The organism is Williamsia phyllosphaerae (assembly GCF_014635305.1).
In the GTDB taxonomy this organism is placed as follows: domain Bacteria; phylum Actinomycetota; class Actinomycetes; order Mycobacteriales; family Mycobacteriaceae; genus Williamsia_A; species Williamsia_A phyllosphaerae.
The window spans coordinates 804,676-818,567 of sequence record NZ_BMCS01000002.1 but is presented as its reverse complement, the minus strand read 5'-3'; the positions used below and the strand labels follow the sequence as shown (position 1 = coordinate 818,567).

Genomic DNA, 13,892 nt, shown 5'->3' with positions numbered 1-13,892 from the left:
CCCGGCTCCGCAACCGTTCGGCCGGTTCACTCTGTGGAGTTGTCAAGGTGCTGATGCGGTCCCGCCTGGGCGGGCGCATGTATTCGGTTGGTCTGGGTCAGGCGGCGACGGAATCGTCGAGTCGCATCGTTCGTCGGTTGTAAGCGGGTAATGCTCGGCGTCTCGGGTCGACGTTCGCCGGCGGGATGAGCCAGGGATGGCGGTCGGAGCCCATGACGATGTCCCATCCCGCGTGGTGAACCGCGGTATGGCATGTCCGGCAGAGCAGGCAGCCGTTGTCGAGTGTTGTGGCTCCACCGTCGGCGTGGCGCTTGATGTGGTGCACATCGGTCCACGACGCGGGCCCGCCGCATTTCACGCAGCATTGGTCGCGGACGTGGACGGCCTTACGAACCGCACCGGTGAACAACCGCTTCGTGACCGACATGTCCAGTGGCACCCCGTTGATGTCGAGGCCGACTGACGTCACGCCCGCGTCGCAGGCGGCCAATCGCGCGGTGCGGTCGGTGATCGGCCCCATCCACTGCAGGCGGGCGGCGTCACCGCCGGCACCCTCCGCGCCCAGCGGAACGGTCACGATCACCTCGGTGCGTGGTGGGGCGGACAACGCATCCGGCGCCAGACCTCGGACCCCGCACTCGAGCAGCTGGGCGAAGGCGTCCGCGCGACGACGACCGATCGGACGAAGGTCGTCGGACCCGTCGGGCTCGGGGCGCGGGCGAGATGCAGTGTCGAGCGCGGTTATCAAGCGCTCCCCGGTCAGTGCGTCCAGATCGAACATGCCGCGCAAACGGCCGTCACCGGTCTGATTCCACCCCAGCTCGTTCATCGTCGAGTCCTCGGCGGACGGCAGTCGGTCGGGGGCCTCGTCGTTTCCCGGATCGTCCTGCTGCGCAGTTCTTTCGATGGCAACCGCACGTGCGTGCTCGACGATCTCCGCGGGTGCCATGCCGGCGACAGCCCGTCCGATCAGACTGCCCTCGAGCTGATCGATCGCCGGGGAGTCGACGGGCTCTCCGGTTCGGTGGGCCACGTGCTCGACTCCCCGTGCGACGGCATCGAGATGCTCCGCGGACAGGCTCCCATCGCGGCCGTGCCGCGCCAGGCGGGACAGAACCTGCGCCGCACGTCCCAGGCGAATCAGACGCGAGGCCACGGCTGGTGCGACGCCGTTGACACACAGCAGCTCTCGCAAAGACATGCCGATCCGTTTCGCCACACCGACACGCTCGGCCTGTGCCGTCAGTCGCGCGAGCACATCGTCGGCGACGGCACGTAATGCAACCGCCCCTCGTATCGCGCCGACAATGTCGTCGTCGACATCTTCGACAATCGTTTCTCTGCAACCGAAATCGTCCGCCAAGGCGTTGGCGATGTCGGCAAGTGTTCCCCCACTCATGACGTCAATAGTACATGTGTTCGAACAAAGCGCAAGGGTTGAATTTAGCGAATACTACTGAACAGCAATGTATTTCAGTCAATCCGCAGATCGGCGGAAGCACAATACAGGCACCCACTGACAAGGATGGCACTTCGATGCGAGTTGTGCACAAATGTCGTACCGTCCGCAGGAGGCCGGCCTATGCCAGTGATTCTCACGTGTAACAGTCACCGCTCGGCGGTCGATGTGCAGGCGTGACGAACAGAAGCCGTGGCCCGCGATCGTCGTATCAGCGGGTGCTGTCGGCCGCCACCGCGGCATGGGTGGTGCTCGTGTCGACAGCGTGTTCTGCCGATACGAACCAAGAGCCGGCGTCACCTGGATCCAGTGCTCGGCCTGTATTCCTGGACAGTGCGAACACCTCTCCACTGATACGAACCGATTTCACCGACGACGACGCCTGGCGTGCGATCAAGGAACAGGTCACCGTGCCGCTGGTCGTGAGCAACCAGGGGAGCGAGTACACGGCCGACGTGGAGTTCGTGGACGACCGCCGCTACGACGGACTGACGCCCGGCCAGCTGTTCTCCCTCGTCGGTGAGCCGCCGCCCTACTACGTCTACATCGCTGATCGCGCGACGATGACCGATCCCGAGCATCCGATTCTCGCCGTGGACACCGGGCCCACGGTCGACAACGAAACGAACTACCGCCGTGGCGACACCTTTCGACTCATTCCGTCCGCCATGGCCACGGTCGAGGCGAACCTGTCGATCGCCAATGTCGACTTCGGCGACTATGTGGACATCGCGGGTCCTGATGGGGTGTACCGGGAGACCTACCGTGGCACCTACCCACGGTGAAGGACGCATGACCCGCGGTGCCCGCAACGCATCAGGCTAACCCAGCGCGGCGATGGTCTCTCGCTGTGTGTCCGAGCCCAACAAATTGGTCTGGGTGATGACCACTTCGGTTGCGCCGGCGTCGAAGTAGCGCCGGATGCCGGCTCGGACGTGCTCGGCCGACCCGACCAGAACGAGGTCGGCGGCGCTCTCGAGACCCTCGGCGGCCACGACTCGTCGGTAGGACGGGATGGCGTCGTAGAACGACATCGATGCGGCCGCCGCGGCCCGCCCGGCCTCGACATCGTCGGTGACGACCGCGGCAACGAACGCGATCACGCGAACCGACGGCCGGCCGACGTCCTTGGCGGCCTGATCGACCGTGGGGATGATCTGCTCGTCGAGAGTGCGCGGACCGGCCAGGAACGGCAGGATGCCGTCCGCGAGTTCACCGCTGGCGCGTAATGCTCTGGGGCCCATGGCCGCGACCAACAACGGCAGGTGCGTTCCCGCGCCGCCGACCGTCGTCGACAGCGGTGGGGCGGCGGTGATCAAGTCACCGTGATGGTCGGCTGTCCCGGTCTCGACGAGCGAACGAGCGACGGTCAGGAACTCGCGCACCCGATCAACCGGCCGCTCGTACGGGATGCCGAAGGCCGCCTCGACCAGATTCGGTGCCCCGAGCGCCAACCCGAGCTGGAACCGACCGCCCGTCGCGGCCTGCACCGTCTGCGCCTGCGAGACGACCAACAGAGGGTGCCTGCCGAAGATGGGCACGGCCGACGTACCGACGGTCAGCGACGGCACCTCGCGACCGACCACCCCGGCGAGGGTGATGGCGTCGTAGTCGAAACGTTGACCGAACCACGCCGAGCCGAAGCCGGCGTCGGCCGCCACACGCGCGAGTTCCACGGTGGAATCGACCGCATTCACGGTCCCGGACGGATTGAGAGCCACACCCAGGTTCATGTGGGGACCAACCGCAGGCGGCAACCGGTGATTCCGGCCCGACCGCATTCCGATCACGGTGGATCCAGGTGTGCACCGTGTCGGTCAGATGATGGTGATCGCGCGTTCCGGGCAGTGCTCGGCAGCCTTGGCCGCCCGCCGTTCCTGCCTCTTCGGGGGGCTCGCCATGGTCACGTCCGCGGTCCCGTCGTCGCGACGCGTGAACACGCGCGGCGCCAGCAGCGTGCACTGCCCGCTACCGATGCACGCGCCGGAAACGATTGTGACGTCCAAGCCCTCGGCCCTCTCGTGGATGGAGCTCGATTCCATCCGAGATCAGGCGCAGGCAACAGGGTTAAAACGTGCCAGGTCGTAAGTCGGGTCCCGACTCAGTCCTCGTCGTCGGAGGCGCTGTTCTCACGAGTGGCCATGCCACCGTGGCCCCCGTGGTCGGCCGGGCCGGGCGGGTTCTTCTCGACGTCGTCGGGATCGGCCGGGTGCTCGGAACGCTTGTCGGTCATCGCGTGATGCTACGCGTGGTCGGCGGTGGTCCGAGGCAGCTTCTCACCGGCCCGGATGTCGACCGACAGTCGGTTCTGCTCAGGCGGCATCGGGCACAGATAATAGGCGGTGAATGTGCTCGGCGGTAGGTAGGAGCGGTTGAAGTCGATCGACACCCCGCCCTCGTCGTCGGGCGCGGCGGTGGTGACGAACCGGAACCGGGCTGTCTCCGAACCGCTGGTCGCATCGCTGAACGAGACCTGCAGACCGCCGCCCGCCACCGGGAACGCAGCGAGCGAGTGCGTCTCCCCGTCGAGGACGACCGCGATGTGGCCGGCGAGCGGGTCGTCGAGGACCGCGCCATCGGCGTGGTCGACGGTGATGGTCGCGTCGGATTCGGCCGCGGTGAACCGACCCTGAACCACCCAGGCCGGATCGGGCTCGAACGCGTCGATGTCGAGGAGCTCCGACCGCGTCTCTGCCGCAGGGTCGACGACACGGATGGCCACGTCGTCGCCCCGCGAGAGCACCCGCACCTCGAGGTCCGTATCGCCCAGACGCCACGCCGTGCCGACCTCGAGGTCGAGGGGCGCGCCGACCACATCGGTCCCGACGACGCGTCCGTCGCGCACCGACCACCGTCCCGGGACGCCGGGGTAGTCGGAGGGCTCCGCACCGATCCAGTGCGTTCCGGTCACCGCGGCCAGGCCGTAGGCCGCCTTCGCCGCACCGACCCGTTGGGCGTGCCAACGCTGCCAGTCGGTGGTGAAGGTGTCGGTGTCCCGGGTGATCGTCACGGTCGTCCTCTCGTGGGCGTGAAACTGCTCAGCGCCGTTCAACGTCGAACGCCGCCGGAAACTTCCGCGCGGACGCCGGGCGATGTGACCGCTGGCCGGTTCGTCGGCGCACTGGCAGGATCACCGCGATGACCGAAGTGACGATCACCGCCGACGAACTCCGTGCCCGACTCGAGGGTGTCGACCCGCCGGTTCTGCTCGACGTGCGGTGGCAACTCGGCGACGATCGCGGCCATGAGCACTATCGCAACGGCCACATCCCCGGCGCGATCTACGTCGACCTGAACACCGACCTCGCCTCACCGGCCGGGCCGCGCGACGGCCGGCACCCGCTGCCGGACATCGCTGCGCTGCAGGACGCGGCGCGTCGCTGGGGCATCGACCCCGACTCCACCGTCGTCGCCTACGACGACAACGGCAATCAGGCGGCGGCACGTGCCTGGTGGCTGCTGCGGTGGGCGGGGCTGACCGACGTGATGCTGCTCGACGGTGGGCTGCGCTCGTGGCGGGACGCGGACCTCGACCTTCTGTCCGGTGAGGAGACGGCGTCGTCACACGGCACCGTGGAACTCACGGGCGGTCACGCTCCGACCGTCGACGTGGACGGGGTCGCGACCGCCGATGGGATCCTGCTCGATGCCCGCGCCGGCGAACGCTACCGCGGTGAGAGCGAACCGGTCGATCCTCGGGCCGGCCACATCCCGGGCGCCCTCAGCGCACCCACGGCGGACAACCTGAACGGCGACGGCCGGTTTCGATCACCGGATGAGTTGCGTGCGCGTTTCTCCGCGCTGGGGGTCGAGCCGGGCACCCCGACCACCGTGTACTGCGGGTCCGGGGTGACGGCTGCCCATCAGATCGCCGCGCTCGCCATCGCCGGCATCGACGCGACGCTGTATCCAGGGTCGTGGTCGCAGTGGTCGGCCGATTCCACTCGTCCGGCCGCCACCGGCGACCAGCCGGGCTGATCCACGCGGCGATCGGATCAGCCCGACCAGAATGCTGCGGCTGTTCGTCGGGCCGACCTAGGGTGAAAGGGCGCCAGGTACGACCGGTTGCCGACGTCCAGAACCCGGCGCGGCGCGAGACCTCGTGCCACCGTAACGACCCGCCACACAGGGAGAATCATCATGAGCGACAGCGTTTACCGCATCACCGAGATCGTCGGATCGTCGACGACGAGCATCGATGACGCCATCAAGGGTGCCGTCACTCGGGCGAGCAGCACGGTCCGCAACCTCGAGTGGTTCGAGGTCGTCGAGACGCGGGGACACATCGAGAACGGTCAGGTCGCCCATTTCCAGGTGACGCTGAAGGTCGGGTTCAAGCTCGAGGACTCCTGACCTCTGCGGTTCTCCGGTGCACAGGGGGATCGTCGGAGTGACGCCCGCCGGCGATCCGTCTGTGCCACGATGCGGTGATGACCGTCGTTCTCGTGCACGGCAACCCGGAGACCGACGCGGTCTGGGATCCGCTGGTGGAGGCGCTCGACCGCGATGACGTGATCCGTCTGTCGCCGCCGGGGTTCGGCGCGCCCCTGCCCGATGGTTGGCCGGGCGGCTTCGAAGACCACCGGGATTGGCTAGAAGCAGAACTGGCGATCATCGACGGTCCGGTCGATCTCGTCGGACACGACTGGGGCGGCAACCACGTAGTGAACCTGATGATGCGTCGGCCCGAACTCGTGCGCAGCTGGGCCACCGACATCATCGGAGTCTTCGACCCGGAGTACGTCTGGCACGACGTCGCCCGCGTGTGGCAGACGCCCGGAGACGGCGAAAGTCTCGTCGACGCGATGATGGGCGGCACGGTCACCGACCGCACCGAGAACATGATCGCGTTGGGCATGACGCCGCCCGTCGCGGCGAAGGTCGCGGTCGGTCAGGGGCCGGAGATGGGGCGGGCTCTGCTGTTGCTCTACCGGTCGGCCCGGCACCCCGGTCTGGCCGAGGCGGGCCGACATCTCGAGCGCGCGGCCGCTCGTCCCGGACTGTGTCTGCTCGCCACCGACGACCCCTACGTCGGTACCGACGAGATCCGGCGGCGCGCAGCGGCCCGTGCCGGTGCCCGGACCGAGGTGCTCGACGGACTCGGGCACTGGTGGATGGTGGAAGATCCGGAACGCGGCGCCACTGCGCTGATGTCGTTCTGGCATTCGTTGTGAGACAACGCTGATCGTGAGCGCACCGCGCCCAACCCAAACCTAGCGTGCCGCCGTCGCGCTCGTCGTCGTTGAGTTCATTATGTTCAGTCACGACGCGTTGACGGCGGCACCCTGATGGCGCCACAGTGAGACCCAGGCAACAGAGAGGTCTCAACCGTGGACGCCATCACATTCGCTCGACGCATTCGCAATCGCGAGGACTCCATCGGCTACTGGGTGACGCTCGACGCGCCGCCCGCGACCGAACGGATCGCACGACTCGGCTACGACTTCGTCTGCCTCGACGAGCAGCACGGGATGATGGGCTATTCGGGAATCCTCAACGGCATCCTCGCGATCGACGCGGGCCGCTCCGCCGTCGGCATGGTGCGCGTGGGTGAGAACTCCGAGCGACTGATCGAACGCGCCCTCGACGCGGGGGCCGTCGGCGTCATCGTCCCGATGATCAACACCCCGGAGCAGGCCACCCACGCCGTCGCCGCCACCCGCTATGCGCCCCAGGGGGTTCGGTCCTACGGACCCGCCCGTTCCGCGCTCCGCATCGGGCCACGTCCGGCCGATGCCAACGACTCCACCCTCGTCATCGCGATGATCGAGACATTGGAGGCGGTGCGGAACATCGAATCCATTTGTGCGGTCGACGGTCTCGACGGCGTGTACGTCGGACCGTCGGATCTGTCCATCGCGTTGGGCGGGGCGTTCCCCTACGACCCGTCGGTCGACGACGAGTACGAGCATGCACTGCGGTCGGTGGCCGACGCCGCCCGTGCCGCAGGCGTTGCGGCCGGCATCCACGCCCCCGACGGTCTCACCGCCGCGCACCGCATGAGCCGGGGCTACACCTTCGCGTGCATCGCCAACGACCTCACCCACCTCGAGATCAGCGCCGCCACTCATCTCCACGCCGCGCAGGCCAGGCAGTCGGTCGACCAACTGCGCTGAGGGCTCCTCAGTCGGTGAAGGTGATGCGCACCGAGACCGGGGTGGTCTGCAGCGCCCGGAAGGTCGAGCCGATCAGCCGTCCGATTAGGGGGTTGTCGGAGAAGCTCCGCGCGCGGTCGATGACATCGTCATCGGGGACGAACGCCGCGGTGGCCGTACGCCACCGCGTGCCCTGACGGACCCGCACCGACGGGTTGTCGGCGATGTTGGCGCCCCAACCGGACCGCGTGCCGTGCTGCGAGATGATCCAGGCGCCGGTCTCGTCGAACGCCGCCGACACGGGCACCTGCCGCTGCAGTCCGGTCTTGCGGCCGGTCGTCTCGATGTCGGTCATGAGCGACGTCCGGATCCCCGCTGCGGTCAGCCCGCGCATCGCCGGGTTCGCGACATAGCGTCCGACGGCCCGCTCTCGCCGGAACTTCCGCGCGAGCGCCGCCTCGTCGAGGACCGTCGATGCACCACCGCGGCGGCTACGGAACGCGTCGAATCCGTTGCGCCGCACAATCGTCGCCGCGGTCCGCCAGGCGGACCGATCCGGGTCGGGCGTCCCGCCGGACCCGATCAGGTGGAGTTGATCGGTGTGCCACTGCAGATCCAACGCCCCGTCCAACGACCGCACCGCGCCGGTCGCCGCGAGCTTCGGCGGCAACCCCAGCGAGATCGCGGGTGCGTCGAGACGCTCGGAATGACCATCGATCACCGACCGCGCCGCCGTCGGGGAGATCGCGGCCGGTCGGCCCAGGCCGACGACGTCGCAGTCACCCGAGCCCACGGCCGCGCTCATCGCCGTGGCGGTGCGGAAACCGCCGGTCACCGCGAGGGGGACATCGGCCGCGGCACCGCGGACGGTCTGGGCGTAGGAGAGGAAATACGCTTCGCGGCGACGGGTGCTCTCCGAGGCGGCCGAGTCGCTGCGCCCCATCATGGCCGGTGACTCGTAGCTACCGCCGCTGATCTCGATGAGGTCGATCTTCTCGCCGACCAGATGTTCGATGACCGAGCGTGATTCGACCTCGTCGAACCCACCCTTCTGGAAATCGGCGGAGTTGAGCTTGATCCCCACCGCGAACCCGGGGGACACCGTCCCGCGGATGGCGCGGACCACCTCGAGGACGAAATGCATGCGCGCGTCCGGGCTCCCGCCCCACCGGTCGGTGCGGCGGTTGGCCAGCGGCGAGAGGAACTGCGAGACCAGGTAACCGTGGGCGCCGTGGATCTGCACCCCGTTGAAGCCGGCCGCCTCGGCGACCGATGCGGCTTCGGCGAACCGGTCGATGATGTCGAGGATCTCGGAATCGGTGAGCGCTCGCGGCGCGGGGATCCCCGGGATGTTCACCGCGATCGCCGAGGGGGCGACCGGTCGGGACCGCGTCGCCAACGGGTTCGCCTGTCGGCCGGGGTGATTGAGCTGCATCCAGATCGGTGACCCGCCGTCCTGGGTGGTCTTGGCCCACCGGGTGAGACCGTCGAGGTGACGGTCATCCTCGATGACGATGTTGCCGGGCTCGCCCAGGTGCAGCCGATCCACCATCACGTTGCCGGTGATCACCAGCCCGTAGCCGCCCGCGCCCCACTGGGAGTACAGCCGCTCGAGTCGGGTGTCCGGGCCGTGTTCCGGCGTGGCCAACCCTTCACTGAGCGCAGCCTTCATCACCCGATTGGGCAGGACCTGTCCGCATCGCAGCGTCAGTGGGTCGTTGAGCGTGGCCGCGGCGGTCGCGAGGCTGTCGGTGGTCGTTTCTGCGGGCATCGTCGGCCGTCCGTCGTGGTGGATGCTGTGGTTGTATGCATGATGCCATAACTAATACCGCGACGACAGGACCGCCATGACCGAGACCACCTCCGGCGACACGATCACGACCGAACGCGACGGGCACGTCTTGCTGATCGGACTGAACCGGCCGGAGAAGCGCAACGCGTTCGACCTGGCGATGCTTGCCGACCTCTCCCGCGCCTACGCTCTCCTCGAGTCCGACCCCGATCTGCGCTGCGGCGTGCTGTTCGCACACGGCGACCACTTCACCGCGGGCCTCGACCTCGTCGACGTCGGACCCGCGATCGCCTCCGGTACGGCCACCTACCCGTCGGACGGACGGGACCCGTGGCGTCTGGACGGCGACTGGATGACGCCCCTCGTCGCCGCGGCCCAGGGGCGGGTGCTCACCCTGGGGATCGAACTCCTGCTCGCCGCGGACATTCGCGTGGTGACACCGGACGCACGCTTCAGTCAGCTCGAGGTCCGGCGCGGGATCTACCCGTTCGGCGGCGCCACCCTGCGGTTCCCGCGCGAGACCGGCTGGGGCAACGCGATGCGGTGGATGCTCACCGGAGACGAGTTCGACGGCACCGAAGCCCATCGGATCGGTCTGGTCCAGGAACTCGCCGACACCCCGATCGACCGGGCCCGCGAGATCGCCCACACCATCGCCGACAAGGCTGCGCCGCTCGGCGTCGGCGCGGTGTTGGCCGGCGCCCATCGCGCACGGCGGGAGGGCGACGACGCGGCGATCGCGCAGCTGCAGCCCGACGTCGCCCGTCTGTTCGCCACCGCCGACGGCGCCGAGGGGGTGCAGTCGTTCGTCGAACGTCGCGACGCCGAGTTCACCGGACGCTGAGCGGACTCAGCGACCGGCCTCGGACCCGTGCGCGTCGAGCACCGCGAGCACCTGACGGACCAGATCGTCGATGTCGGCGTCGGTCGTGTCGATGGACAGATCCGGGTTGCGGGGCGTCTCGTAGGGGGCGTCGATCCCGGTGAGCCCCTTCAGTTCGCCGGCGCGGGCGCGGGCGTAGAGACCCTTGGGGTCGCGTCGTTCACACTCAGCCAACGGCGTGGTCACCGCGACCTCGATGAACGGCAACCCTGCGGCGTCGTTCAGCGCCCGTGCGATCTCTCGATCGGATTCCAGCGGCGACACCAACGAGGCGATCGCGACCACCCCGGCGTCGGCGAGCAGACGGGTGAGATGGCCGACGCGACGGATGTTCTCCGCCCGATCGCCCGGGGTGAAGCCCAGGTCGTCGGACAACCCGTGGCGCACGTTGTCGCCGTCGAGAAGATATGCGGTACGGCCTGATTCGACCAAGGCTCGCTCCAGGGCGACCGCGACCGTGGACTTGCCCGATGCCGGGAGCCCGGTGAGCCAGACGGTGGCACCGGACTGCCCGATCTTGGACCAACGATGCGCCCGGTTCAGCGCCGACGGATGCCATTTCACGTCGTTGCGTGTCTGGGCGCCCGGCTTGACCTCGCGTGCGGTGGTGATCGTTCCGGCGCCGACGGTGTCGTTGGACGCCTCGTCGATGAGGATGAACGCCCCTGCGTCCCGGTTCCCGGCGTACGGGTCGGCGACGACCACCGAGCTCGTGCGCAGGGTCACCACACCGATGTCGTTAAGCGACAACTCGACCGGTGCGTCCTGCTCGTCGAGCGTCTCCGGATCCAACCGTGACGACAGTGCCTGCACCGTCGCGCGCACGGTGGTCGCGGTGTGCTTGAGGGCGAGACGGTCGCCTGCACGCAGCGGGGTGTCGCCGAACCAGCAGACGGTGGCCTCGAGTTCGCGGGCCAGGACCGGCGCGTGAGCGTCGTCGGCGCCGCTGACGATCACGTCGCCACGGCCCACGTCGATGTCGTCGGCCAGCGAGACCGCCACCGACAGTGGGGCCACCGCGACGTCGCGCACGTCGTCGAGTGTGTCGAGTGCGGTCACTGTGCTGCGTGAACCCGACGGCAGGGCGATCACCTGATCGCCGACGCGCAACGCACCCGCCGAGACACGCCCGGTGTAACGGCGACGTTCGCCGGCCACCGGCCGCGACACCCACTGCACCGGCAACCGCAACTCGGTCGCCACCGGGTTCGGGGCAACCAGCTCGATCGACTCGAGGTGCTCGAGCAGGGTGGGACCGCTGTACCAGGGGGTGTTCGACGATCGGTGGACCACGTTGTCACCGGCTTTGGCCGCCAACGGGATCACCGTCAGTTCGTCGGCACCGAGGCGGTCCGCCAGCGCGCGCAGCTCGACCTCGAGTTCGAGGAACCGAGCCTCGTCGAAGTCGATCAGATCGATCTTGTTGACCGCGGCGACGAGGTGTTTGACGTTGAGCAGGGTCGCGATGCGGGCGTGCCGACGGGTCTGCCGAAGAACGCCGGCGCTCGCGTCGACCAGCAGGATCGCGACGTGCGCGGTGGAGGCGCCGGTGAACATGTTGCGGGTGTAGCGCTCGTGTCCGGGGGTGTCGGCGAGGATGTAGTTGCGGTGCTCGGTGGAGAAGAACCGGTAGGCGACATCGATGGTGATGCCCTGCTCCTGCTCTGCGCGCAGACCGTCGGACAGCGCCGCGAGGTCGGGGACGCCGTCCTTGATCACCGCCTCGAGGTGGTCGAGCGGCAGGCTGTCGGTGTCGTACATCAGCCGCCCGATCAGCGTCGACTTGCCGTCGTCCACCGAGCCGGCGGTGGCGAGTCGCAGAAGCTGTCGCGTCGGGGTCGTGGTGGCGGTCGCGGTGCCCGTGGCCGAAGTGCTCATCAGAAGTATCCCTCGCGCTTGCGGTCTTCCATCGCGGCCACCGAGGTCCGGTCATCGGCACGCGTCTCGCCTCGTTCGGACACCGTCGCGGCGGAGATCTCCCCGATCACCCCGGCGATGTCGGTGGCGTGGGATCGCACGGCGCCGGTGATCGTCAGATCGCCCACGGTCCGGTACCGCACCCACTCGGTGGCCGCGCTCTCGGAGTCGGCGGGGCTGGTGAACTCCGATGTGGCGAGCAGGATCCCGTCGCGTTCGAACACCTCGCGCTCGTGCGCGAAGTAGATCGGCGGGAGTTCGAGACCCTCCTGTTCGATGTAGCGCCAGATGTCGAGTTCGGTCCAGTTGCTCAGCGGGAACACCCGGACCTGCTCGCCCCGTCGGATGCGGCCGTTGTACAGCGACCACGGCTCGGGGCGCTGAGCGCGTGGGTCCCACTGGCCGAACTCGTCGCGAAAACTCAGGACGCGTTCTTTGGCGCGGGCGCGTTCCTCGTCACGCCGGGCGCCGCCGAACGCGGCGTCGTACCGACCGGCCTCGAGGGCGTCGAGCAGCGTCCGCGTCTGCAGTCGGTTGCGGGATGCGTTGGGGCCACCGATCTCCTGTGCCCGTCCGGAGTCGATGGACTCCTGTACCGACGCCACGAGGAGGGTGTGACCGGCGTCGGCGAGGCGACGATCCCGGAACTCGATGACTTCCGGGAAGTTGTGGCCGGTGTCCACGTGGAGCACGGGGAAGGGGAGTGGGGAGGGCCGAAAGGCTTTCTCGGCCAGACGGAGCAGGACGATGGAGTCCTTGCCTGCGGAGAACAGCAGGACCGGCCGCTCCAGTTCGGCGACGACCTCGCGGATGATGTGGACCGATTCGGCCTCCAACACCCGGAGTTCGTCGACGTGGGTGGTGTCGCCCACCACGCTGTCGATCGTCATACCGTCACTCCTTCTCGTGCCGCGTCGCGGCGGTATCGCTCGATCCAGTCGACCGAGCGTGCGTTGCCCTGTCGGGTCAGCGCCGGTGGCGGGGCCAGCGCGGGGTCGAGTCCCAGAGCACTCAGAACGCGCCCGACCTCACCTGTGGTGTCCTCGGCGAGGTGCCGATAGTCGATCTCGATGGGCTCGACGCCGGCGGTGTCGAACCAGGCGCGCCAGCTGCGCTCCTGCTCGGACAGGATCGCGTGCAGATGGGCGATGCCACCCGCGTGATACTGCGCGCGCTCGTCGATCTCGGCGGGCGCGGCGCCGCGCCACACCCGCGTCTGCACCGCCCGCCACATCGAGACGGCCTGCGCGGCGATATCGGTGCGGTAGACGTGCACGAAGACGACGTCGGGGCCCAGGAGGTCGTCGATGGCGCTGCGCAGGTCGTCGCCAGACCGGTTGCGCAGCCCGGACGCGTTGGCCAGCAGCAGCGGTGTCTGGTTCCACATCAGCTTGCCGCCCCACACGCCGTTCGCGGTGGATCCCTCGCGCCGGATGCGCTCGGCCCACTCGTCACCTGTCTCGGACCGGGGCGTACCCGGATCGAGTGGGTCGAGCAGGGAAAGGATGGATTCGTCGGTCACATCGGCGAACCACTCCCTCGGCTGCGGGGCCAGACCGCTGTGCGGCAGGTATTGGAAGAACTCCTGCGGCTCACCGGCGATGCCCGTTGCGCGTAGGGACTCCACGAGCAGGGTGCTGCCGCTGCGTTGTGTCGCGAGCACCAGGTAGGCGCGTCGGGTCGTTGTCACCGGTAGATATTAACCAGTAGGCAGTCACCATGGGTGACAGCGCTTTTCGCTCACCG

At 68.4% G+C, this 13,892-nt stretch carries 15 protein-coding genes; 6 read left to right on the top strand and 9 right to left on the bottom strand.

Annotation, left to right across the window (positions count from 1 at the left end):
* Positions 1 to 97: 97 nt before the first annotated feature.
* The gene (locus IEV93_RS17730; protein ID WP_188491279.1) at positions 98 to 1,399 is read right to left on the bottom strand and encodes an HNH endonuclease; all 1,302 of its coding nucleotides are present in this window, start codon (positions 1,397 to 1,399) and stop codon (positions 98 to 100) included.
* A gap of 278 nt (positions 1,400 to 1,677) precedes the next feature.
* On the opposite strand from IEV93_RS17730, the gene IEV93_RS17725 reads away from it, so the two are divergent.
* Positions 1,678 to 2,244 carry a DUF6924 domain-containing protein gene (locus IEV93_RS17725; protein WP_229705275.1) on the top strand — a complete coding sequence of 189 codons (567 nt, stop codon included), beginning with the start codon at positions 1,678 to 1,680 and terminating at the stop codon, positions 2,242 to 2,244.
* Positions 2,245 to 2,280: 36 nt separating this feature from the next.
* Here the strand turns inward: IEV93_RS17725 and IEV93_RS17720 are convergent, their stop codons facing one another.
* The 4 genes from IEV93_RS17720 to IEV93_RS17710 form a co-directional block, all read right to left on the bottom strand.
* Positions 2,281 to 3,192 carry a TIGR03564 family F420-dependent LLM class oxidoreductase gene (locus IEV93_RS17720; RefSeq protein WP_188491275.1) on the bottom strand — a complete coding sequence of 304 codons (912 nt, stop codon included), beginning with the start codon at positions 3,190 to 3,192 and terminating at the stop codon, positions 2,281 to 2,283.
* Positions 3,193 to 3,276: 84 nt separating this feature from the next.
* Entirely contained in the window at positions 3,277 to 3,465 is a 189-nt protein-coding gene (locus IEV93_RS17715) for a ferredoxin (RefSeq protein WP_188491273.1), read from the bottom strand.
* A 95-nt stretch (positions 3,466 to 3,560) separates the two neighbouring features.
* Positions 3,561 to 3,692 (bottom strand): hypothetical protein, encoded by a 132-nt coding sequence (locus IEV93_RS22620; protein WP_268237508.1) that lies wholly within the window; start codon positions 3,690 to 3,692, stop codon positions 3,561 to 3,563.
* A gap of 9 nt (positions 3,693 to 3,701) precedes the next feature.
* Positions 3,702 to 4,469 (bottom strand): DUF1684 domain-containing protein, encoded by a 768-nt coding sequence (locus tag IEV93_RS17710; protein WP_188491271.1) that lies wholly within the window; start codon positions 4,467 to 4,469, stop codon positions 3,702 to 3,704.
* Between the two features lie 128 nt (positions 4,470 to 4,597).
* On the opposite strand from IEV93_RS17710, the gene IEV93_RS17705 reads away from it, so the two are divergent.
* The 4 genes from IEV93_RS17705 to IEV93_RS17690 all read left to right on the top strand — a co-directional run bounded on the left by IEV93_RS17705 (position 4,598) and on the right by IEV93_RS17690 (position 7,575).
* Positions 4,598 to 5,437 (top strand): sulfurtransferase, encoded by an 840-nt coding sequence (locus tag IEV93_RS17705; protein ID WP_188491269.1) that lies wholly within the window; start codon positions 4,598 to 4,600, stop codon positions 5,435 to 5,437.
* Positions 5,438 to 5,599: 162 nt separating this feature from the next.
* On the top strand, positions 5,600 to 5,812 hold the full coding sequence (locus IEV93_RS17700; RefSeq protein ID WP_188491267.1) for a dodecin: 213 nt from the start codon (positions 5,600 to 5,602) through the stop codon (positions 5,810 to 5,812).
* 77 nt (positions 5,813 to 5,889) lie between these two features.
* Positions 5,890 to 6,633, top strand: coding sequence for an alpha/beta fold hydrolase (locus IEV93_RS17695; protein ID WP_188491265.1), 744 nt, complete (start codon positions 5,890 to 5,892; stop codon positions 6,631 to 6,633).
* Positions 6,634 to 6,789: 156 nt separating this feature from the next.
* Positions 6,790 to 7,575 (top strand): HpcH/HpaI aldolase family protein, encoded by a 786-nt coding sequence (locus IEV93_RS17690; RefSeq protein ID WP_188491263.1) that lies wholly within the window; start codon positions 6,790 to 6,792, stop codon positions 7,573 to 7,575.
* 7 nt (positions 7,576 to 7,582) lie between these two features.
* On the opposite strand, the gene IEV93_RS17685 is transcribed toward IEV93_RS17690, so the two are convergent.
* Positions 7,583 to 9,325 (bottom strand): nitroreductase family deazaflavin-dependent oxidoreductase, encoded by a 1,743-nt coding sequence (locus tag IEV93_RS17685; RefSeq protein WP_188491261.1) that lies wholly within the window; start codon positions 9,323 to 9,325, stop codon positions 7,583 to 7,585.
* A gap of 76 nt (positions 9,326 to 9,401) precedes the next feature.
* On the opposite strand from IEV93_RS17685, the gene IEV93_RS17680 reads away from it, so the two are divergent.
* Positions 9,402 to 10,190 (top strand): crotonase/enoyl-CoA hydratase family protein, encoded by a 789-nt coding sequence (locus tag IEV93_RS17680; protein WP_188491259.1) that lies wholly within the window; start codon positions 9,402 to 9,404, stop codon positions 10,188 to 10,190.
* A 6-nt stretch (positions 10,191 to 10,196) separates the two neighbouring features.
* On the opposite strand, the gene cysC is transcribed toward IEV93_RS17680, so the two are convergent.
* The 3 genes from cysC to stf0 are packed head-to-tail and all read right to left on the bottom strand — an operon-like array spanning position 10,197 to position 13,836.
* Complete coding sequence (gene cysC / locus IEV93_RS17675) at positions 10,197 to 12,107, bottom strand: adenylyl-sulfate kinase (RefSeq protein ID WP_188491257.1); 1,911 nt, start codon at positions 12,105 to 12,107, stop codon at positions 10,197 to 10,199.
* Positions 12,107 to 13,036: a sulfate adenylyltransferase subunit CysD gene (gene cysD, locus IEV93_RS17670; RefSeq protein ID WP_188491255.1), complete on the bottom strand. Its 930-nt coding sequence runs from the start codon at positions 13,034 to 13,036 to the stop codon at positions 12,107 to 12,109. The genes cysC and cysD overlap by 1 nt, the downstream gene beginning before the upstream one ends.
* The gene (gene stf0, locus IEV93_RS17665) at positions 13,033 to 13,836 is read right to left on the bottom strand and encodes a trehalose 2-sulfotransferase (protein ID WP_188491253.1); all 804 of its coding nucleotides are present in this window, start codon (positions 13,834 to 13,836) and stop codon (positions 13,033 to 13,035) included. The genes cysD and stf0 overlap by 4 nt, the downstream gene beginning before the upstream one ends.
* Positions 13,837 to 13,892: the final 56 nt, after the last annotated feature.

Coding starts and splice junctions, on each gene's coding strand:
- IEV93_RS17730 (WP_188491279.1), bottom strand. CDS start 1,399: ATGAGTGGGGGAACACTTGCCGACATCGCCAACGCCTTGGCGGACGAT.
- IEV93_RS17720 (WP_188491275.1), bottom strand. CDS start 3,192: ATGAACCTGGGTGTGGCTCTCAATCCGTCCGGGACCGTGAATGCGGTC.
- IEV93_RS22620 (WP_268237508.1), bottom strand. CDS start 3,692: ATGACCGACAAGCGTTCCGAGCACCCGGCCGATCCCGACGACGTCGAG.
- IEV93_RS17705 (WP_188491269.1), top strand. CDS start 4,598: ATGACCGAAGTGACGATCACCGCCGACGAACTCCGTGCCCGACTCGAG.
- IEV93_RS17700 (WP_188491267.1), top strand. CDS start 5,600: ATGAGCGACAGCGTTTACCGCATCACCGAGATCGTCGGATCGTCGACG.
- IEV93_RS17695 (WP_188491265.1), top strand. CDS start 5,890: ATGACCGTCGTTCTCGTGCACGGCAACCCGGAGACCGACGCGGTCTGG.
- IEV93_RS17685 (WP_188491261.1), bottom strand. CDS start 9,325: ATGCCCGCAGAAACGACCACCGACAGCCTCGCGACCGCCGCGGCCACG.
- IEV93_RS17680 (WP_188491259.1), top strand. CDS start 9,402: ATGACCGAGACCACCTCCGGCGACACGATCACGACCGAACGCGACGGG.
- cysC (WP_188491257.1), bottom strand. CDS start 12,107: ATGAGCACTTCGGCCACGGGCACCGCGACCGCCACCACGACCCCGACG.
- cysD (WP_188491255.1), bottom strand. CDS start 13,036: ATGACGATCGACAGCGTGGTGGGCGACACCACCCACGTCGACGAACTC.